Origin of the sequence: Nonomuraea sp. NPDC004580 (assembly GCF_040609855.1) — a bacterium.
Classification (GTDB): Bacteria; Actinomycetota; Actinomycetes; order Streptosporangiales; family Streptosporangiaceae; genus Nonomuraea; species Nonomuraea salmonea.
The window spans coordinates 290,226-309,478 of the sequence record NZ_JBEXLH010000003.1 but is presented as its reverse complement, the minus strand read 5'-3'; the positions used below and the strand labels follow the sequence as shown (position 1 = coordinate 309,478).

The following is a 19,253-nucleotide window of genomic DNA, read 5'->3' as shown; positions in this document are numbered from 1 at the left end:
ACGTAGTCTCGGCCGCGTGAATGACAGCCAAGAAGAGGGACCGCCAACTGTCGCGCAGCTTGTCGGGCTCAACGTCCGCCGGCTCAGGGAGTCGAGAGGGAAGGTCCTGCGGGATGTCGCGGAAGCGGCCCGCGCGTTCGGGGTGAAGTGGGATGCCTCGGCGGTGTCCCGCATCGAGACCGGCCGCAGGGATCTCACCGTCGAGGAGTTGCTCGCGCTGCCGCGCGTGCTCACCTTGGCCCTCGACGAGCCGGTGACATTGCTGGACCTCCTGCCCGACGGTGACCTGATGCAGGTCACCAGCTTCGACCGGAAGATTTCTACGTCACGCCTACAGCAGCTTCTGGCCGAACCCGGCCTCGCCTGGTTCAACGTGCGTGGGCACGAGCGGGTAACCGAGGGCGTGAAGGAGTGGCTCACGGAGGACAAACGGAAGGCCCAACTCCAGCGCGGCGGCGAAGCCGGCGCCGAGTCGTACGAGGAGTTCCAGGCACTGGCCGAGGAATTGGGCGTGGGCACCGGCAACCTGCTCCTCGCCTACCGGGACCTCTGGGGTGAGTTCACGGGCAGCATGGCGCAGGAGCGGGAGCGCCGACTGCTCGAATCCGGCGCGGACCTGAGCCAGCCGACCAAGGTCCGAACCCTCCGCGGCCACATCACCCGGCAGCTCATGGCCGAACTACGCGACTACTTCGACCAGCAGAAAGGAAGCGATGGCCCGCGTTAGAGATCTCTGGACCAAGACCGTCATCGGCCCCGATGGAGAGAAGAGGAGGGAGCCCACCAGCCGTCACGGCAACGGCAAGCGCTGGCTGGCAGTCTGGATCGGCCCGGACGGCAAGGACCAGACCAAGGCGTTCGCCAAGAAGAGCGACGCCGAGAAGCACGCCACCACCATGGAGGCCGACCAGCTCAGGGGCGTCTACATCGACCCCAAGCGTGGGCAGGCCAAGCTGCGCCAGTACGCCGAGGACACCTGGTTACCGGCCCTCGTCCACCTGCGCGCCAATTCCCTGGAGACGTACCGGTCGCACCTCAACACCCACATCTACTCGGCGTTCGGCGACCGACGGATCGGCTCGCTCGCTCGTACCGACATGAAGAGCTTCGTCGCCACCCTGAAGGGCTCCCTCGCGCCCTCCACGGTCGGCACGGTCTTCGCTGTCCTGCGTGCGCTCATGCAGGCGGCGGTGGACGACGGCGTCGTCCCCGCCAATCCCTGCCTGCGGGTTCCGCTCCCCCGGGTGGAGGCTCGCGTCGTCGAACCCCTGCCGACCCGATCCGTGCTGGCGCTCGCCGACGCCATCACGCCGAGGTACCGCCTGGCGGTCTGGCTCGGGTTCGGCCTCGGCTTACGGGAAGGTGAGGCGCTCGGTCTCACCGAGGCCCGGGTCGAGTTCCTCAAGCGGCGCATCCGCATCGAGCAACAGGCGCAGAAGGGCACTCTTGTCGAGCTGAAGACGAAGGCATCGCGGCGGACCCTGCCCGTCGATGACGGCGTCCTAGCCGAGATCACGGGGCACATGCAGCGCTACTCCCCCGGCCCCGAGGGCGTGCTCATCACCAACCGCATCCGCAAGATCCCCCGGCGCTCCTCGTTCGGGGACTGCTGGCGCGAGGCCGTCGAGAAGGCCGGCCTCCCCAAGGGGACGCGGTTCCACGATCTCCGCCACTACTACGCCTCGACCCTGATCGCGGCGAACCTCAACCCCAAGAGCATCCAGCGTCGTCTCGGCCACGCGACCATCTCCGAGACGTTCGACACCTACGGGCACCTGTTCCCGGACGACGAGGACCTCGGACGCGGGGCGATCGACGCTAAGATCGAGAAAGACCTGGCGGAACAGAGCCGGAACAAGAAGGAAGCATGAACCCCAACCCCCTGGTCAGAGGGGTGTGTGTGACGAGTCGGCCTGTAGGCCGGGTTCTGTCCTTCTTGCGAAGGGGCGACCATCCATCTAGGACCGCCGTTGCCGGCGGTCTCAAGCGGTCTACCCGCGCGACTCGGGCGGGCAGCCCTCGAGCGTCGCGCGCGGAACGTCTCGAAAGGCGTCCCTTCTTGACCTTGCTCCGGGTGGGGTTTACCTAGCCGCCCACGTCACCGTGGGCGCTGGTGGTCTCTTACACCACCCTTTCACCCTCACCTTCCGGCCGAGGCCGGGAGGCGGTCTGCTTTCTGTGGCACTTTCCCGCGGGTCACCCCGGGTCGGCGTTACCGACCACCCTGCCCTGTGGAGCCCGGACCTTCCTCGGCGGGCCCGGAGGCCCGACGCGGCCGCCCGGCCGACTCGTCTGGAGGAGGTTATCAAACCTCAGGTCATCCCCAAGTCATCGACAAGATCGGATCGGTGGAATGTGCCGGTCATCGCCTGAGGGGGACGATGGCGCCCCCGGGGCCGTGCCGGTGCATGCCAGTGCCGGCACGGCCTCGATCAGCGCAGGTGGGCGGTGTCGTTGAAGGTCTTCACCACGGCGGGGCCGTCGGCGTAGTACTCGATCAGCGACAGGCACGCCAGGTCGAGGTGCATGCGGTAGAGCGCCTGGAGGGGGGCCGTCAGGGCGTCCTGGAGGAGCAGCTTGATGGGCGTGACGTGGGAGACCGCCAGCACCGTGCGGCCCTCGTACCGTTCGGTCAGGTGCTCCCTGGCCGCCTGCACGCGGCGGGAGGCTTCGGCGAAGCTCTCGCCGCCCGGCGGGGCGACGGCCGGGTCGGAGAGCCAGGCGGCGAGCTCGTCGGGCCAGCGGCGCTGCACCTCCGTGAACGTGTGGCCCTCCCACGCGCCGAAGTCGGCCTCTCTGAGGTCGTCGCAGACCTCCACGTCGAGGCCGGTCTGCTGGGCGACCGCTTCCGCGGTCTGGCGGGCGCGCGTCAGGGGCGAGGTGACGATGACGTCCAGCCGGTACGGCTCCCGCGCCAGCCGCGAGGCCGCCGCCGACGCCTGGGCCAGGCCGTTGGCCGTCAGCTCCGCGTCGCCGAGCCCCGAGAAGCGGCGCTGGACGGACAGCTCGGTCTCGCCGTGGCGCAGGAGGAGGAGCGAGGTGGCGATGCGGGTGGGCGGGGCCCAGCCGGTGCCGGTGCGCTCCCCCGTGCGCTGGGCGGTCTGCTGGGCCGTGGCGACGGAGGCCGTGGGTGCGGACAGCTCGCCGGCGTCGAGGAGGTCGGTCTGTCGTGGTACGGACGGCGCCGCAGGACCGGTGGCGACCGCGGCACCTCTGACGCGGCCCTCCGGCCGGACCGAACCGCCCGCCGGAGCGCCCCCGACCGGCCCCTCCGGCCGGGCCGACGCGGCGGTTTCCTTGGACGAGCCGCCGGCGGTCCAGGTCAGGCCCTGGGCGGCGGCGTCCATGGCCTCGTTGGCCAGGCGGTCGGCGTGCTTGTTGCGTTCGCGGGGGATCCAGGTCCACTCCGTCACCCGCAGCCGCCTGACCAGCGAACCCGCCTCCGCCGCGAGCGGCCGGAGCCCCTCGTTCTTGATCTTCCAGCGGCCCGCCATCTGCTCGATGACGAGCTTGGAATCCATGCGTACGGCCACCTGGGCACCCTCGCCGGCCAGGTCGAGCGTGGCGCGCAGGCCGGCGATCAGGCCCCGGTATTCGGCGACGTTGTTCGTCGTGACGCCGATCGCCTCCGCCGCCTCCGCCAGCACCTGGCCGTCGGAGGCGTCTTTGACGACCGCGCCGTAGCCGGCCGGGCCCGGGTTGCCGCGCGAGCCGCCGTCGGCCTCGATGACGTAGGTGGTCACAGGCCCGACTCTGGGGTGCGGACGAGGATGCGGCGGCACTCCTCGCACCGGACGACCTCGTCGCGGGGGGCGGCCTTGATGGCGTTCATCTCGGCGATGGACAGGGCCACCTTGCAGCCCTGGCACCGGCCGCCGTGCAGCATGGCGGCGCCGACGCCGTACTGCTCCCTGAGCTTTCCGTAGAGCTTGAGCAGGTCGGCGGGGATGTCGCCGGCGACGCCCCCGCGGCGGCCCTGGACCTCGGCCGCGTCCTTCTCGATCTCGGCGAGCGCGGCGTCGCGGCGGTCCTCGGCGGCCGACAGCGCGGCGCGCACCTCGTCGCGCTGGGTGATCAGGTCGGTCACCTTGGTGTCGGCGGCCTCGCGGCGTTCCATGATCTCCAGCACGACCTCCTCGAGGTCGCCCTGCCGCTTGTGCAGCGAGGCGATCTCGGACTGCAGGCTCGCGAGGTCGCGCGGCGAGGTGACGGCTCCGGAGTCGAGGCGCTTCTGGTCACGGTCGGCGCGGGTGCGTACGGCGTCGACGTCGTTCTCGGCCTTGGTCTGCTCGCGCGCCAGGTCGCCCGCCTCGGTCTCGGCCTCGATGACCTGGGTGACGAGCTTGGCGTAGAGCTTGGAGCGCTCGTCGATCTCGGCCAGCTCGGGCAGGGTGCGGCGGCGGTGGGCCAGCCGATCAAGCACGGAGTCGAGCTCAGCCAGGTCGAGCAGTCGCTTCTGTGCCTCAGGGGCTGCTTTCATGATCAATATCCTCTTGTCCAAGCATCGGTGACCGTGGCGGAGACGCGCGTTTTAACGGTAACGCCACTCTCGTGCAGGATGGACGCGGCGCTGTCGAGCCAGGGCCACTCGGTCGCCCAGTGGGCGGCGTCGATCAGCGCGGGCCCGCCGGCCTCCACGAACTCGCTGGCCGGGTGATGGCGTAGATCGGCCGTGAGGAAGACGTCGACGCCCGCCGCCTTGGCCGCGCCGAGCAGGGAGTCGCCCGCTCCCCCGCTGACCGCGACGCGCCGCACGGGACGGCCGGGGTCGCCCGCCACGCGGATGCCCCACGACGTGCGGGGCAGGCCCTTGACCACCCGCGCGGCGAACTCCTCCAGCGTCGTCTCCTCCGGCGGCTCGCCGATGCGGCCGAGCCCGCGCCACGGGTCGTCGGGGAACGGCTGGAGCGGCACGAGGTCGCCCACCAGCCCGACCGCCCTGGCCAGCGCGTCGGAGACGCCGGGATTGGCCACGTCGGCGTTGGTGTGGGCGGTGTAGAGGGCGATGTCGTTCTTGATCAGGGTGTGGATGAGGCGGCCCTTGGGCGTGGTGGTGGCCACGGTGGTGGTGCCGCGCAGATAGAGGGGGTGGTGGGTGACGATCAGGTCGGCGCCCCACTCCAGCGCCTCGTCGGCCACGGCGGCGACCGGGTCGACCGCCAGCAGGACCCGCCGCACCTCCTGGGCCGGGTCTCCGCTGACCAGCCCCACCGCGTCCCACGACTCGGCCCGGGCGGGCGGGTAGGCCGCCTCGAGCGCTCCGATCACGTCCGTCAACGTCACAGCAGCCACCTGCGCAGACTACCGGTACGCGGGAGGCGGAGGGGTGTCGCGGCGGCCGGGTTCGGCGTAATGTAAGTGGATCCTGACTTGCGGAGGGACTGGCATGGCGCCACGCGTCGCGATCATCGGAGCGGGTTTCGGCGGGCTGTGCATGGCGATCCGGCTGGAAAGAGCCGGGATCCACACGTACACCGTCTTCGAGAGGGCCGCGGATCTGGGCGGTACGTGGCGGGACAACAGCTATCCCGGGGCGGGGTGCGACATTCCCTCGCATCTGTACTCGTACTCGTTCGAGAAGTACGCGAGCTGGACGCGGCGCTATCCGGAGCAGCCAGAAATTCTCGACTACCTCCACCATTGCGCCGATAAATACGACGTCAGGCGGAAAATCTGCTTACGGACGGAAGTGCGGCGGGCGGTCTTCGACGGCGGCGCCTGGCAGGTCACGACGTCGTCCACCGAGGGCGAACGCACGGAGACGTTCGACGTGGTCGTCATGGCGGTGGGGCAGCTCAACCGTCCCCACATGCCGGACATATCCGGGGTGGACGAGTTCGAGGGTGTCTCCTTCCATTCGGCCCGCTGGAACCACGACCACGACCTGACCGGCAGGCGCGTCGCGGTGATCGGCACCGGGTCGTCGGCGGCGCAGCTCGTGCCGCGGGTGGCGGAGCGAGCCGAGCACCTCTATCTCTTCCAGCGCACCCCCAACTGGGTGATCCCCAAGCCGGACGCCGCGTTCGGGCCCTTGACGCGGATGGCGTTCCGGTTCGTGCCGGGGGTGCAGCGGGCGTACCGGGAGTGGATCTACAGGTACGCCGAGGGCACCCTCTACCCGGCGCTGGCCCAGGGGTGGAGCGAGGGGTTGCTCAGGCAGCGGGCGCTGCGCCACCTGCGCGACCAGGTGCCCGACCCCGAACTGCGGGCCAGGCTCACCCCCGACTATCCGCCCGGCTGCAAGCGGGTGGTCGTCGACAGCTCCTTCTATCCGGCCCTGACCATGCAGAACGTGTCGCTCGTGACCGATCGGATCGCCCGCGTCACGCCCAAAGGCGTCGATACGGCTGAGGGCGCGTACGAGGTGGACACGATCGTCTACGCCACCGGTTTCAGGAGCACCGAGTTCCTGGTGCCGATGGAGGTGGCCGGGCGCGAGGGACGGTCGCTGAGCGAGCGGTGGAAGGACGGCGCCGAGGCGTACCTCGGCATCTCCGTGCCGGGCTTCCCCAACCTCTTCATGCTGTACGGGCCCAACACCAATCTGGGGCACAACTCCATCATCTTCATGATCGAGTGCCAGGTGGCGCACATCATGGCGTGCCTGCCGCACCTCGGCGCCTCGGGGCCCATCGAGGTGCGGCCCGAGGCGATGGCGGCCTGGCGGCGGCAGCTCGACGTCGCCATGGGCAAGATGGTGTGGGGCGCGGGCTGCAGGAGCTGGTACAAGACGGCCGACGGCCGCGTCACCAACAACTGGCCGGGGCCCACGACGCTCTACCGCAGGCTGACGGCCAGGCCGCCGGAGCCCGCGTACCGGGCCGTCGGACCTGGGTAGGACCCCGGCCCTCGTGCGTCAGACCAGGACCGGACGCCAAAGATCGGACCTGGGCACATTGTTGCTGGTCATGAGCGCGAGGTAGCGTCCTGGCCATGACGATTCCCCTGCACCAGCGCGCAGTCGTGGCCGACACCCACAACGACCTTCTCATGGCGGTCTCCGCACGCCCGCCGCAGCAGTGGGCCTCGTTCTTCCGGGAGCAGTGGCTGCCGCAGCTCCGCGACGGCGGGGTCGACCTGCAGATCCTGCCCGTCTTCATCGACGACCAATACCTGCCGGAGGGCGCGCTGCGGCAGACGCTGCGGATGATCGAGTGCGCTCACGTGCTGGCCGAGGGCAACCCCGACGAGGTGAGCCTCTGTCCCGACGCCGCCGCCATCGACCGGGCGCTCGACGCGGGCAAGATCGCGCTGGTGCTGGCCATGGAGAGCATGCCCGGCATCGACGCCAGCGTCGAGCTGATCCCCACCATGCACCGGCTGGGGGTGCGGGTGGCGTCGATCGCCCACTTCGGGCGCACTCCGCTGGCCGACGGCAGCGGCCAGGACGCCACGGGCAGCCGCCTGACCTCGCACGGCGTCGAGGCGCTGCGGGAGATGGAGCGGCTCGGCATGATCTTCGACGTCTCCCACCTGGGCGCCTCCGGCGTCGCCCACGTGCTCGAGCTCGCCACCAGGCCCGTCATCGCCACCCACTCCTCGGCCCGCGCCCTGCGCGACCACCACCGCAACCTCACCGACGACCAGCTCCGCGCCGTCGCCGCCAACGGGGGCGTGGTCTGCGTCAACTTCTTCGCCCCGTTCCTCGCCGAACGCACGGAGGACATGACCCTCGACCGGCTGCTCGACCACATCGAACACGTCGCCTCCGTCGCCGGCATCGACCACGTGGGGCTGGGGCCCGACTTCATCCGCGAGGTGATGGACGACCTGACGCCGCCGTGCTGCGAGGACGTGCACGCGAGGGGCGTCGACCCGAAGGCGGCGATCCCCGGCTTGGAGGGGCCGAGAGGGCTGCCCATGGTGACGGAGGGGCTGCTGGCGCGCGGCCTCCCGGAGAAGGACGTCATGCAGATCGTCGGGGGCAACGTCCACCGCCTGCTCGGGGAACTGCTCTGATGCCGCTTGCCGTACGTCTGGACACCCGCGCCACCGCGGTGGTGTTTCACGCCCGGACAACCGGTAGAGGTCCGGTGACCGGCGGCATCGCACGGGCCTCATGCGTCCGGACGGGCCGCGCGATCGCCTTCCGCCCGCCGGCATGGTGGGCGGCCGGTGCGGCCGCTTCTTCTACGCGACCTCGGGGCGCCGCCGGGGTGAGCGCCTCTCCGACCACGACCGCATCTCACAGGGGACCGGCATGACAGACAGCACCACCACTCCGCAGCTCGCGGCCATGCTGGCCGATCTCGAAGAGCTGGTCACGTGTGAGTCGTTCTCCAGCGACCTGGAGGCCGTGGCCCGCAGCGCCAAGGTGGTGGCCGCGATGGGGGCGCGCCACCTGGGCAGCGGGCCCGAGTTCCTGGTGATCGACGGCGTGACGCACCTGCGCTGGTCGTTCGGCACGCCCAAGGTGCTGCTGCTCGGTCACCACGACACCGTCTGGCCGATGGGCAGCCTCACCACCCACCCCTGGTCGGTGGTCGACGGGGTGGCCAGAGGGCCGGGGGTGTTCGACATGAAGGCGGGGCTGGTGCAGACGTTCCACGCGCTGGCCGGGCTCGACTCGCTCGACGGCGTCACGCTGCTCGTCACCGGTGACGAGGAGGTGGGCTCCATCACGTCGTCGCGGCTGATCCAGGACACCGCGCGCGGGCTGGCCGCCGCCTTCGTCATGGAGGCCAGTGCCGACGGCGGCGCGCTGAAGACGGTCAGGAAGGGCACCTCGCTCTACACCGTCAACGTGCACGGCAAGGCGGCGCACGCGGGGCTGGAGCCGGAGAAGGGGGCCAATGCGGGCATCGAGCTCGCGCACCAGATCCTGGCCATCGCCGGGCTGGGCGCGGGGGCGACGACCGTGACGCCGACGGTCCTGTCCGGCGGCTCGACGCTCAACACCGTCCCCGCCTTCGCCTCGGTGGGGGTGGACGTGCGGGTGGCGGAGGTGGCCGAGCAGGAACGGGTCGATACGGCGATGCACGCGCTGCGGCCCGTCGTGCCCGGCACCCGTCTCGACGTCGTCGGCGGGCCCAACCGGCCGCCGCTCGAAGCCTCCATGTCGGCCGCGCTCTTCGCCCTGGCCCAGGAGCTGGCGGCGGGGCTGGGCCTGCCCGCGCTGACCTCGGCCTCGGTGGGCGGCGCCTCCGACGGCAACTTCACGGCCGGCGTGGGCTGCCCCACCTTGGACGGCCTGGGCGCCGTGGGCGGCGGGGCACATGCCGACCACGAACACGTCCTGGTCTCGGAACTCCCCAGCCGCACCGCCCTCCTCCGCGCCCTGATCGAGGCCGTCCGCTGAGCCCCTGCTCCCGAGGCGGCGCAGGGCAGAGCTGGCACTAGGCAGAGGTGGCGCCCGCGTGGCGCTCTGCCCATGTGAGTGGGGGCGGTGCCGTTCTACCGGGCGCGGGTGAAGCGGGTGCCCAGGGTGTGGAAGCGGGTGAGGAGTTCTGGGGGGCTGATGACGCGGAAGTCGGCGTCCAGGGTGCCGACGGCCATGATCGGCCAGTCCAGGCTGTCGGTCATCATGGAGACCATGCATTGGCCGGGCTCGGTTTCCTCCACGGTGGCCCAGCGGCCGATGTGGGTGCGGACCTCCTCCGCTGGGGCGTAGACGAGGACCTGGGTGCGGTAGGACTGCGGGGAGACGTTGTCGAGGCTGGACTGGATGAATTCGGCGGCGTCGGCGGTGGGGAGGTCGCGAGGGCGGAAGCGGGCCCCCGTGCTCCGCGGGTCGGACAGGCGGTCGATGCGGAAGCTGCGCCAGTCGTGGCGGGTGAGGTCGTAGGCGACCAGGTACCAGCGGTGGCCCAGCGACACCAGGCGGTGGGGCTCGGCGTGGCGCTCGGTGGTGCGGCCGTCGGCGGCGGTGTAGGTGAAGCGGATGCGTTCGTTGTCGCGGCAGGTCACCGCGAGGGCGGTGAGGACGGACGGGTCGGCGGCGGCCTTGGCGGGGTTGCCCCAGCCGGCGGAGACGGTCATGGCCCGCAGCGCGTCGATGCGGCGGCGCAGGCGTACCGGCATGACCTGCACGACCTTGGCGAGCACCCGTACGGACGACTCCGCGATGCCCTCCACCGGATTCTGGGCGGCGGCCTGGAGGCCGACGGCCAGGGCGACGGCCTCCTCGTCGTCGATCACCAGTGGCGGGAGCGCCGCCCCGGCGGCGAGCTGGTAGCCGCCGTCGACGCCGCGCTGGGCCTGCACCGGATAGCCCAGCTCGCGGAGCCGATCGATGTCCCTGCGCAGGGTGCGCGCCGACACGCCGAGCCGTTCGGCCAGCTCGGCGCCGGGCCAGTAGCGGTGAGTCTGGAGGAGGGACAGCAGGCGCAAGGTACGGGTGCTGGTGTTCGCCATGTTTTTTAGTCTCTCCGCTATTGAGGACGGAAAGTGGCCGCAATGGGCGTCATTCTTTGGGTGAGCGAGCGAGAACGCAACCAGGGAGGCACCGCCCATGACCGTCGAGACGCCGAACACGAGCAGCACCGCCGAGGTGACCGGGGAGCGCGCCGACCTGCTGGCCGAGCTGGCGCAGAGCCGGCACTTCCTGCGCTTCACCACCCGGGGCCTCACCGACGAGCAGGCCCGCATGCGCACCACCGCCAGCGCGCTGTGCCTCGGTGGCCTGATCAAGCACGTGACCCAGGTCGAGAAGGGCTGGGTGGACTTCATCCTGAACGGCACCTCTGCGATGAAGAACTTCGGGGACATGACCGAGGAGGACTACGCCGCGCGGGACGCGGAGTTCGAGCTGCTGCCCGGCGAGACGCTGGCCGGGGTGCTGGAGGCGTACGAGGAGGTGGCCAGGAGGACGGACGAGGTGGTCGCCACCCTGCCCGATCTGGGTGTCGCCCACCCGCTTCCCGAGGCGCCGTGGTTCCAGCCCGGCGTCCGGTGGTCGGCCCGGCGGGCGCTGATCCACATCGTCGCCGAGACGGCTCAGCACTCCGGGCACGCCGACATCATCCGTGAGTCGCTCGACGGCGCCAAGAGCATGGGCTGAGGCCGCCTGTGTCTCCAGATGGTGCCTGCCCCGGCCCCGGTACGCCGGGGCCGGGGCGGGCGCGGGGTTGGGGTTGAGGTCGGGGGTCAGGGGGCGGGGGTGAGGGAATGCAAGGTCCGGGGGCGTGCGTAAATGAAGGCATGGAGCACGAGGAGGCGGCGGCCAGGGCCGGTGTGACGGTCAGGGAGTTGCGGGAGATCGGCGAGTTCGAGCAGGTCTACCGGCTCTTCGACGAGATCTGGCGCCCTGGGCCGACGAACGTGCCGGCGACGGTGGAGCTCATGGTGGGGTTCGCGCACACGGGGAACTACGTGGCGGGCGCGTACGCGGGTGACGAGCTGGTCGGGGCGTCGGTGGGGTTCCGTGCCGCGGGGCGGGCGCTGCACTCGCACGTGACGGGGGCCGTGGCGGGCCGGGGCATCGGGTACGCGCTCAAGGCGCACCAGCGGTGGTGGTGTCTGGAGCAGGGGCTGGAGCGCATCACGTGGACGTTCGACCCCCTCGTACGCCGCAACGCCCGTTTCAACCTGGTCAAACTGGGCGCCCGCCCGGAGGAGTACCTGCCGGACTTCTACGGCGTGATGGCCGACGCGATCAACGAGGGGGACGCCTCCGACCGCCTCCTGGCCGTCTGGCACCTCCAGGAGAGCATCGAGCCGAACGACGAGCCCCAGAACGCGGCCATGACGTTGCGGGAGGGACCGAACGGGGAGCCCGTTCGCGAAACCGGCGGCAAGAGCCGGTTCCTCCTGGTGGGCACGCCGAGCGATGTGGAGAGACTGCGGCGCGACAACGCGTACGCGGCGCGTGCCTGGCGCCGGGCGATGCGGGAGGCGCTGGGCGGAGCCATGGCGGCGGGCGGTCATGTGGTGGGGTTCACCACTAGCGGAGAATACGTCGTGTCGATTACTTAGGTATTCCACTGCTGTTTTGGATCTCTGTAATGTGGCGGCAGGAATACTGAGCAAGGAGATCCGCATGACGGAGTTCACCCCCACCGTTCCTGCGCGAGTCCTACCGACCGTCGAAGTCCGCGACCTGCCCGAGCCACCCCGATCGACCTGGCGCATCATCGGCCCCGGCCTGGTGGGCGCCGGGGTCGGGCTGGCGTCGGGCGAGTTCATCCTCTGGCCGTACATCGCCTCGCAGGTCGGCCTGATCTTCATCTGGGGAGCCGCGATCGGCATCATCACCCAGTGGTTCCTGAACATGGAGATCGAGCGCTACACGCTGGCCACCGGCGAGACGGCGCTGACCGGGTTCAGCCGCATGTGGAAACACTGGGGCCTGGTCTTCGTGATCATGACGTTGTGCTCGAACCTCTGGCCGGGCTGGGTGACCACGTCCGCGACGATGGTGACGTACCTGACGGGCTCAGGGCAGGGCTCGGTGCGCTACATCGCGATCGGCATGCTGATCGTGATCGCGGCCGGGCTGACGCTGGCGCCCGTCATCTACACGCTGCTGGAAAAGGTGATCTTCGTGAAGATCGCCCTGGTCGCGACGCTGGCGATCGTGGCGATCGTGGTCGCGATCAACGCGGAGAGCTGGCTGCAGCTCGGCCGCGGCCTGACGGTCGGCGCCCGCTTCCCGGTGCCGCCGCTCGACTTCGCCGTCCTGATGGGCGCCATCGCGTACGCGGGCGCCGGCGGCGGCCAGAACCTGTGCCAGAGCAACTGGATCCGCGACAAGGGCTTCGGCATGGGCCTGTACGTGCCGCGCCTGGTCAGCCCGGTCACCGGCCACGAGGAGGCGGTGTCGTCGACCGGCTACCAGTTCGCGCCCACGAAGGAGAACCTGGCGCGCTGGAAGGCGTGGTGGCGTTTCGCGAACGTGGAGCAGGCGTGGACGTTCGCCATGGTGTCGTTCGTGACGATCGCGCTCATGTCGATGCTGGCGTACTCGACGGTGTTCGGCCGGCCGGGCCTGGAGAACAGCATCGCGTTCCTGGAGGCCGAGGGCCGGGTGCTGATGGACGTCGTCGGGCCGTGGTTCGGGGTGCTGTTCTGGTTGATCGGGGCGCTGGCGTTGTTCGCCTCGGCGATGGGCATCGTCGACTACACCTCGCGGCTGGCCTCCGACACCCTCAAGACCGTCTACCTGCGGGACAAGACGGTCTCGGTCAACCGGGTCTACTTCATCGTGGTGTGGGCGATCGCGCTGGTCGGCACGGTGATCCTGCTGGCGGGGCTCGACCAGCCGCTGATCCTGCTGGTGTTCTCGGCGTGCTTCGCGGCCGTGATGATGTTCGTGTACTCGATCCTGCTGATCGTCCTCAACAGGAAGGCGCTGCCAGAGGCGATCAAGGTGCGGTCGTACCGGCTGGGTGCGCTGATCTGGTCGGTGCTGTTCTTCGGCACGCTGACCGTGATCGTGGTCTTCCAGCAGGCGCAGAAGCTGTTCGGGTGACGGCGGGCGCGCCGGTGCGCCTCGCGCACCGGCGCGGTTGACCTCAACCGAGGTTGAGTTTGCAGACTCGGACGCATGCGAGTCGTTGAAGTGACGAAGTACGGTGGTCCCGAGGTGCTGCGCGTGGCGCGGGCTCCTGAACCGGTGGCGGGCCCCGGGCAGGTGGTCATCGGGGTGTCGGTGGTGGACGTCATGTCGATCGACGCCCAGCTGCGCGCCGGATGGGGACGGGACTGGTTCCCCGCCGAGCCGCCGTTCGTGCCGGGCACCGGGGTGGCGGGGCCGGTGGTGTCCGTGGGTGACGGGGTGGACGGCTCCTGGATGGGACGGCGGGTCGCGGCGCTGCTGCCCGGTGGGGGTGCGTACGCCGAGCGGGCCGTCGCCGGCGTGGAGACCCTCGTGGAGGTGCCTGACGAGGTGTCGTCGCGGCAGGCGGCGGCGTTGCTCCAGGTGGGGCCGGCCGCGCTGAGCCTGGTGGGGGCGGCTGAGCTGAAGCCCGGCGCCAAGGTGCTGGTCACGGGGGCCGGTGGCGCGCTGGGGCTGGCCGTCGTACGGCTGGCGCGGGCGGCCGGCGCCCACGTGACGGCGGCGGCGCACGACCCGGCCAAGCGACGTGCGGCTGCGGCGGCGGGGGCGGACGACGTCGTCGGCTATCAGGAGTTCCCTGAGGCGGGGTCGGTCGAGGTGGTCTTCGATGGCGTCGGGGGCGAGGTGGGCGGGGCCGCTTTCGAGCTGCTGGAGTCTGGCGGGCGGTTCTTCGCCTACGGGGTGCCCAGCGGGTCGGTCGCGCTGATCGACCTGGCGGAGGCCGCGCGGCGCGGGGTGCGGATCGTCGGGATGGAGCAGGTCCAGTTCGCGCCGGACACGTTCAGGGAGCTCGCCGGACGGGCGCTGCGGGAGGCGGCGGCCGGGCGGCTGGTGGCCGAGATCGGGCTGGAGGTCCCGCTGGAGCGCGCCGCCGAGGCGCACGCGGCGCTGGAGGGCCGCCGGCTGGTGGGCAAGGCGTTGCTGCTGGTCTCCGATCAACCTGTGGACCCCATCGCGGCGACGTCCTTGCCGCGATAGCCGTCACACTGGTTTCCATGCTCGACACCTCGGCCCGTCTGCTCAAGCTCCTCTCCCTGCTCCAGGCCCACCGCGACTGGCCGGGCCCCGAGCTGGCCGCACGGCTCGGGGTGTCGACGCGGACGATCCGCAACGACGTCGAGCGGCTGCGGTCGCTCGGTTACCCCGTGCACGCCACCCCTGGCGTGGCGGGCGGGTACCGGCTGGGGGCGGGGGCGGCGCTGCCGCCGCTGCTGCTGGACGACGAGGAGGCGGTGGCGGTCGCGGTCGGGCTGGGGCGGGCGGCCGGCGGCGGCGTCGAGGGGATCGAGGAGACGTCGGTACGCGCGCTGGCCAAGCTGGAGCAGGTGCTGCCGGCGAGGCTGCGACGGCGGGTGAGCGCGCTCAACACGTACACGGTGCAGATCCCGGGGACGGCGCCGCAGGTGGCGCCCGAGGTGCTGACGACGATCGCGAACGCCGCCCGCGACCACGAGCGGCTGCGGTTCGGCTACGCCGGCCACGACGGCGAGGAGAGCGTGCGGGACGTCGAGCCGCACCGGCTGGTGCACCGGCGGGGACGCTGGTACCTGGTCGGCTACGACGTGGACCGGCGGGACTGGCGCACGTTCCGGGTGGACAGGGTGCGCCCGCGCGCGCCGTCGGGCCCCCGGTTCGCGCCGAGGGAGCTGCCGGGCGACGGCGACGTGGCGGCGTACGTGGAACGAGGGGTGAGCACGGCGATGCAGCGGCACCACGCGAGGGTGCTGCTGCGGGCGTCCGCCGAGCACGTGCGGTCGCTGCGGCTGCCCCTGGACGTCGAGCCGGTGGACGCCGGCACCTGCGTGGCCGGCCTGGGCGGTGACGACCTGCGGGGCATCGCGGTGTGGATCGGGTTCGTCGGCGTGGACTTCGAGGTGCTCGACCCGCCGGAGCTGGCCCAGCACGTGCTGGAGCTGGCGGACCGCTACCGGCGGGCGGGCGGAGCTAGCGGTGGGAGACAGGCGGGTGGTCAGGGACGAGCGGGCGATCAGGGACGGGAGGCGAGGTAGTCCTCGCGGACCTTCGAGCGCGACAGCTTGCCGGTCGGCGTCCGCGGCAGCACCTCCCGGTATTCGATCACCCTGGGCTGCTTGAACCGGGCGATGCGCGGCCCGCAGTGCTCCAGCAGCTCGGCCGTCAGCGCGGGCCCAGGCTCGGCGCCGGCGGCGGGCTGGACGAGCGCGACCACGATGTGCCCCCACTCCTCGTCGGGCACGCCGATGACGGCCACGTCGGCGACGGCGGGATGTTCGAGCAGTGCCGCCTCGATCTCGGCGGGATAGATGTTCACCCCGCCGGAGACGATCAGGTCGGTACGCCGGTCGCACAGGAACAGGTAACCGTCGTCGTCGAAGTAGCCGATGTCACCGGGGGTGTACCACTCCCCCAGCATGCTGGCGGCCGTCTTGCCGGGGTCCTTGCGGTACTCGAACGTCCCCATGCTGGACTTGACGTAGACCAGGCCGGGCGAGCCGGGAGGCAGCTCGTCGCCGGACTCGTCGCAGATCTTGGCCTCGAACGTGGGCACCGGCCGGCCGACGGTGCCGGGCCTGGCCAGCCAGTCGTGCGGTTTGACGGCGAAGGCGATGGTGGACTCGGTCGAGCCGTAATACTCGTACAGGACCGGCCCCCACCAGTCCATGATCTGCTGCTTGACCGCGACGGGACAGGCGGCGGCGGTGTGGACGACCTGCCGCAGGCTGGACAGGTCGTAGCGGGCCCGCACCTCTTCGGGCAGCTGCAGCATCCGGTGGAACATGGTCGGCACCATCATGGCGTTGCCGATGCGGTGGCGGTCGATCAGCTCCAGGATGTTGACCGGGTCGAAGCGGGGCGCGATCACCACGGTGTGCCCGAAGTGCAGCGCGAACTGGGCGTGCGCGCACGGCGCCGAGTGGTACATCGGCGAGGTGACCAGGTGCCGCGCGTCGCCCGGCCTGAGGTCGACGACCTCGCCGAGGAACCACACGTACAGCGGCACCATCGCCTCGGGCTCGGCTCCCGGCAGCGGGCGCTGCACGCCCTTGGGAAAGCCGGTGGTGCCGGAGGTGTACCACATGACGGCCCCGGAGGTGCGGTCGCCGGGCGCCTCGGCAGGTTGGCCCGCGGCGAGCCCGTCCGTCCCGATCTCGCCGCCCGGCACGGCGTGGCCGGGCCCGGTGACGACGACCTTGGCGTCGCAGTCCTTGAGGATGTACGCGATCTCCGCCTGGGTCAGGTGCCAGTTGATCGGCACGTAGTAGAGCCCGATCTGCCCGGTGGCCATGACCATGACCAGCGCGTCGATGCCGTTGGGCAGCACGCCCGCGACGACGTCGCCGGTGCCGAGACCGCGGGCGCGCAGGCCGTGGGAGACCTGGTTGACGCGGGCGAGCAGCTCGCCGTAGGTGGTGCGGGTGCCGTCGGCGTCGATCACGGCGAGGCGGCCGGGGTCGGCGGCGGCGATGGCGTAGAAGCCGGGTAGGCCGCTGATGTCCATCTAGAGCTCCAGGAGGTCGGCGAGCCTGGCGCGGTGGATGCGGGGCGGGCCGAGCAGCACCTCGTCGGCCTTGGCCCGTTTGTAGAACAGGTGGGCGTCGTGCTCCCAGGTGTAGCCGATGCCGCCGTGCAGCAGCAGGTGGTCGCGGGCCACCTCGAAGCAGGCGCGGCCGACGTACGCCTGGGCGAGCGCGGCCGCCTCCGGCAGGTCGGCGGGCGACTCGTCGGCGGCCCACGCGGCGTACCTGACGATCGACTCGGCCTGTTCGAGCTTGGCGTGCATGTCGGCGAGCTTGTGCTTGACGCCCTGGTAGGAGCCGATGTACCGGCCGAACGCGACGCGGATCTTGGCGTAGGCCACGATGGCGTCGAGCGCGGCGCGCATCACGCCGAGCTGCTCTGCGGCCAGCGCCACGCACATCCGCTCGGTGACGCCGCTCTCGGGCGCGGGCCCGAGCAGGCGGGCGGGGGCGCCGTCGAGCACCACGTCGGCCTGGCCGCGGGTGAGGTCGAGCGTCTCCAGCGCGGTCCTGGTGACGCCGGGACCGGCCAGCTCGACGGCCAGCAGCACGGGCCCGTCGGCGGTGGCCGCGGGCACGACCAGCACGCCGGCCTCCATGCCGGACAGCACCAGGGGCAGCCGGCCGGAGGCGGTGGCGCCGTCGTAGGAGACCTCGGCGGAGTGGACGGTGGCGGCGACGCGGCCTTCGGCGATGCCGGCCAGCAGCTCCTTGTCGGGCACCCGGCTGAGCGTGATGGCGGCGAACGCGGTGGCGAGGAAGGGGCCTGGCAGCAGCGCCGCGCCGGTCTCCTCCAGCGCGACGGCCAGCTCGCTCAGCCCGGCGCCGGCGCCGCCGTACTCCTCGGGGACGATCAGGCCGGACAGGCCGAGCTCGCCGTTGAGCCGCGCGTAGACCTGCGGGTCGTACCCCTCGCGGACCTTGGGGAGCGGCGAGGCGGCGCTGAGGAAGGCGCGTACCGCCGCGCGCAGCTCCTGCTGTTCGGTGCTGAGTACGAGCTTCACCCCTGCGTCCCCACCTTCAGGTCCTTGAACGGCACGGTCTTGTCCACGCGCGGCTCCGGCGGCAGGCCGAGCACGCGGTCACCGATGATGTTGCGCATGATCTCGTTGGTGCCGCCGCCCAGCGCCATGCCGGGGGCCATGGAGATCGCGCGGGCGAGCGGGTGGCCGGCCAGCGTGGACTCGGGGCCGACGAGCCGGGTGGCGAGGTCGGCCTGGAACTGGGTCAGCTCGGCGAGCAGCAGCTTGGCGGCGCTGCCACGGGCGCCGGGGAAGACGCCGGCCCTGGTCTCCTGCGACAGCCGCTCGTTGAACAGCTCCAGCGCGCGGCTGCGGATGTGCAGCTCGACGAGCTCGTCGCGGACCAGCGGGTCAGCGGTGTCGACCTGCCTGCGCAAGGCGTCGAGCGCGGCCGGGTTCTCCTTCTGGCCGCTCATGCCGACGCCCGCCGAGATCGACAGCCGCTCGTGCAGCAGCGTCGTGACGGCCACGCTCCAGCCGTCGTTGACCTCGCCGACGCGGTGCTCGTCGGGGATCGGCACGGCGTCGAAGAAGATCTCGTTGAAGTTGGCCCGGCCCGACATGTCCTTCAGCGGCCTGACCGTCACGCCGGGGTGGTGCATGTCCACCACGAACATGGTCAGGCCCTTGTGCTTGGGCCGGTCGACGTCGGTGCGGGCGAGCAGCAGGCCCCAGTCGGCGTGGTGGGCGACGGAGGTCCACACCTTCTGGCCGTCGATGATCCAGTGGTCGCCGTCGCGTACGGCCCTGGTCTGCAGGCTGGCCACGTCGCTCCCGGCGCCCGGCTCGGAGAAGAGCTGGCACCAGATCTCCTCGCCGCGCAGCAGCGGCCGGACGAACCGCTCGCGCAGGGCGTCGCCGCCCCGGTCGACGATCGTCGGCCCGGTCATGCCGAGGCCGATCGAGAAGACGTAGGTGGGCAGGGTGAATTCGCGGGCCTCCTCGGCGAACACCCGCTCCTCCGCCTGAGTCAGGCCCTGGCCGCCCCACTGCTTCGGCCAGCTGATGCCGGAGTAGCCGGCGTCGTACAGCTTGGCCATGAACTCCTTGGCGCGGGGGATCCCGTCGACCTCCGGGTAGTCGTCGGTCGGTGCGTTCTCCTGCAGCCAGCTTCTGGCCGCACGCCGATACTCAGCAAGGTTCACTTCGACTCCTCGGCATCAGTGCTCACTTACTCTAGTCAGCTCACCCCGGCACGCATAGAGCATTGCTCTGGTGGGTGCCGGGGCGATTCGTCAT

General features: G+C 71.1%; 17 protein-coding genes and 1 other RNA gene. 10 read left to right on the top strand and 8 right to left on the bottom strand.

What is annotated here, in order from left to right; genetic code table 11:
• The first annotated feature begins 16 nt into the window (after positions 1–16).
• The gene (locus tag ABZW11_RS06700) at positions 17–727 is read left to right on the top strand and encodes a helix-turn-helix transcriptional regulator (RefSeq protein ID WP_355413383.1); all 711 of its coding nucleotides are present in this window, start codon (positions 17–19) and stop codon (positions 725–727) included.
• Complete coding sequence (locus tag ABZW11_RS06695; protein ID WP_355413381.1) at positions 714–1,871, top strand: tyrosine-type recombinase/integrase; 1,158 nt, start codon at positions 714–716, stop codon at positions 1,869–1,871. Before ABZW11_RS06700 ends, ABZW11_RS06695 begins: the two co-directional genes overlap by 14 nt.
• Positions 1,872–1,900: 29 nt before the next feature.
• On the opposite strand, the gene rnpB is transcribed toward ABZW11_RS06695, so the two are convergent.
• From rnpB to ABZW11_RS06675, 4 genes are all read right to left on the bottom strand, one after another.
• Positions 1,901–2,291: RNase P RNA component class A (gene rnpB / locus ABZW11_RS06690), an RNA gene on the bottom strand.
• Positions 2,292–2,432: 141 nt separating this feature from the next.
• Entirely contained in the window at positions 2,433–3,743 is a 1,311-nt protein-coding gene (locus ABZW11_RS06685; protein ID WP_355413379.1) for a bifunctional RNase H/acid phosphatase, read from the bottom strand.
• Positions 3,740–4,480, bottom strand: a complete 741-nt coding sequence (locus tag ABZW11_RS06680; RefSeq protein WP_355413377.1) for a C4-type zinc ribbon domain-containing protein — start codon at positions 4,478–4,480, stop codon at positions 3,740–3,742. Before ABZW11_RS06680 ends, ABZW11_RS06685 begins: the two co-directional genes overlap by 4 nt.
• Positions 4,481–4,482: 2 nt before the next feature.
• Complete coding sequence (locus ABZW11_RS06675; RefSeq protein WP_355413375.1) at positions 4,483–5,283, bottom strand: Nif3-like dinuclear metal center hexameric protein; 801 nt, start codon at positions 5,281–5,283, stop codon at positions 4,483–4,485.
• Between the two features lie 103 nt (positions 5,284–5,386).
• On the opposite strand from ABZW11_RS06675, the gene ABZW11_RS06670 reads away from it, so the two are divergent.
• The 3 genes from ABZW11_RS06670 (at position 5,387) to ABZW11_RS06660 (ending at position 9,298) form a co-directional block, all read left to right on the top strand.
• A complete protein-coding gene (locus ABZW11_RS06670; RefSeq protein WP_355413374.1) occupies positions 5,387–6,838 on the top strand; it encodes an NAD(P)/FAD-dependent oxidoreductase in 1,452 nt (483 codons plus the stop codon).
• Between the two features lie 95 nt (positions 6,839–6,933).
• A complete protein-coding gene (locus ABZW11_RS06665; RefSeq protein WP_355413372.1) occupies positions 6,934–7,959 on the top strand; it encodes a membrane dipeptidase in 1,026 nt (341 codons plus the stop codon).
• Between the two features lie 241 nt (positions 7,960–8,200).
• Positions 8,201–9,298 carry a M20 family metallopeptidase gene (locus ABZW11_RS06660; RefSeq protein WP_355413370.1) on the top strand — a complete coding sequence of 366 codons (1,098 nt, stop codon included), beginning with the start codon at positions 8,201–8,203 and terminating at the stop codon, positions 9,296–9,298.
• Positions 9,299–9,393: 95 nt separating this feature from the next.
• Here ABZW11_RS06660 and ABZW11_RS06655 read toward each other — a convergent pair whose 3' ends face one another.
• Positions 9,394–10,353, bottom strand: a complete 960-nt coding sequence (locus ABZW11_RS06655) for a YafY family protein (protein WP_355413368.1) — start codon at positions 10,351–10,353, stop codon at positions 9,394–9,396.
• 97 nt (positions 10,354–10,450) lie between these two features.
• Here ABZW11_RS06655 and ABZW11_RS06650 point away from each other — a divergent pair, with 97 nt between their 5' ends.
• The 5 genes from ABZW11_RS06650 to ABZW11_RS06630 all read left to right on the top strand — a co-directional run bounded on the left by ABZW11_RS06650 (position 10,451) and on the right by ABZW11_RS06630 (position 15,504).
• On the top strand, positions 10,451–10,999 hold the full coding sequence (locus tag ABZW11_RS06650) for a DinB family protein (protein WP_355413366.1): 549 nt from the start codon (positions 10,451–10,453) through the stop codon (positions 10,997–10,999).
• 140 nt (positions 11,000–11,139) lie between these two features.
• Positions 11,140–11,913 carry a GNAT family N-acetyltransferase gene (locus ABZW11_RS06645; protein ID WP_355413364.1) on the top strand — a complete coding sequence of 258 codons (774 nt, stop codon included), beginning with the start codon at positions 11,140–11,142 and terminating at the stop codon, positions 11,911–11,913.
• A 64-nt stretch (positions 11,914–11,977) separates the two neighbouring features.
• On the top strand, positions 11,978–13,408 hold the full coding sequence (locus tag ABZW11_RS06640; protein ID WP_355413362.1) for an Nramp family divalent metal transporter: 1,431 nt from the start codon (positions 11,978–11,980) through the stop codon (positions 13,406–13,408).
• A 75-nt stretch (positions 13,409–13,483) separates the two neighbouring features.
• Positions 13,484–14,473 carry a zinc-binding dehydrogenase gene (locus ABZW11_RS06635; RefSeq protein WP_355413360.1) on the top strand — a complete coding sequence of 330 codons (990 nt, stop codon included), beginning with the start codon at positions 13,484–13,486 and terminating at the stop codon, positions 14,471–14,473.
• Between the two features lie 17 nt (positions 14,474–14,490).
• Positions 14,491–15,504, top strand: a complete 1,014-nt coding sequence (locus tag ABZW11_RS06630) for a YafY family protein (RefSeq protein WP_355413358.1) — start codon at positions 14,491–14,493, stop codon at positions 15,502–15,504.
• Here ABZW11_RS06630 and ABZW11_RS06625 read toward each other — a convergent pair.
• The 3 genes from ABZW11_RS06625 to ABZW11_RS06615 are packed head-to-tail and all read right to left on the bottom strand — an operon-like array spanning position 15,483 to position 19,159.
• Positions 15,483–16,973, bottom strand: a complete 1,491-nt coding sequence (locus ABZW11_RS06625) for an AMP-binding protein (protein ID WP_355413356.1) — start codon at positions 16,971–16,973, stop codon at positions 15,483–15,485. The two genes, ABZW11_RS06630 and ABZW11_RS06625, sit on opposite strands and share 22 nt — an antisense overlap.
• Positions 16,974–17,996, bottom strand: coding sequence for an acyl-CoA dehydrogenase family protein (locus ABZW11_RS06620; protein ID WP_355413354.1), 1,023 nt, complete (start codon positions 17,994–17,996; stop codon positions 16,974–16,976).
• Positions 17,993–19,159 carry an acyl-CoA dehydrogenase family protein gene (locus ABZW11_RS06615; RefSeq protein ID WP_355413351.1) on the bottom strand — a complete coding sequence of 389 codons (1,167 nt, stop codon included), beginning with the start codon at positions 19,157–19,159 and terminating at the stop codon, positions 17,993–17,995. Before ABZW11_RS06615 ends, ABZW11_RS06620 begins: the two co-directional genes overlap by 4 nt.
• Positions 19,160–19,253 lie beyond the last annotated feature (94 nt).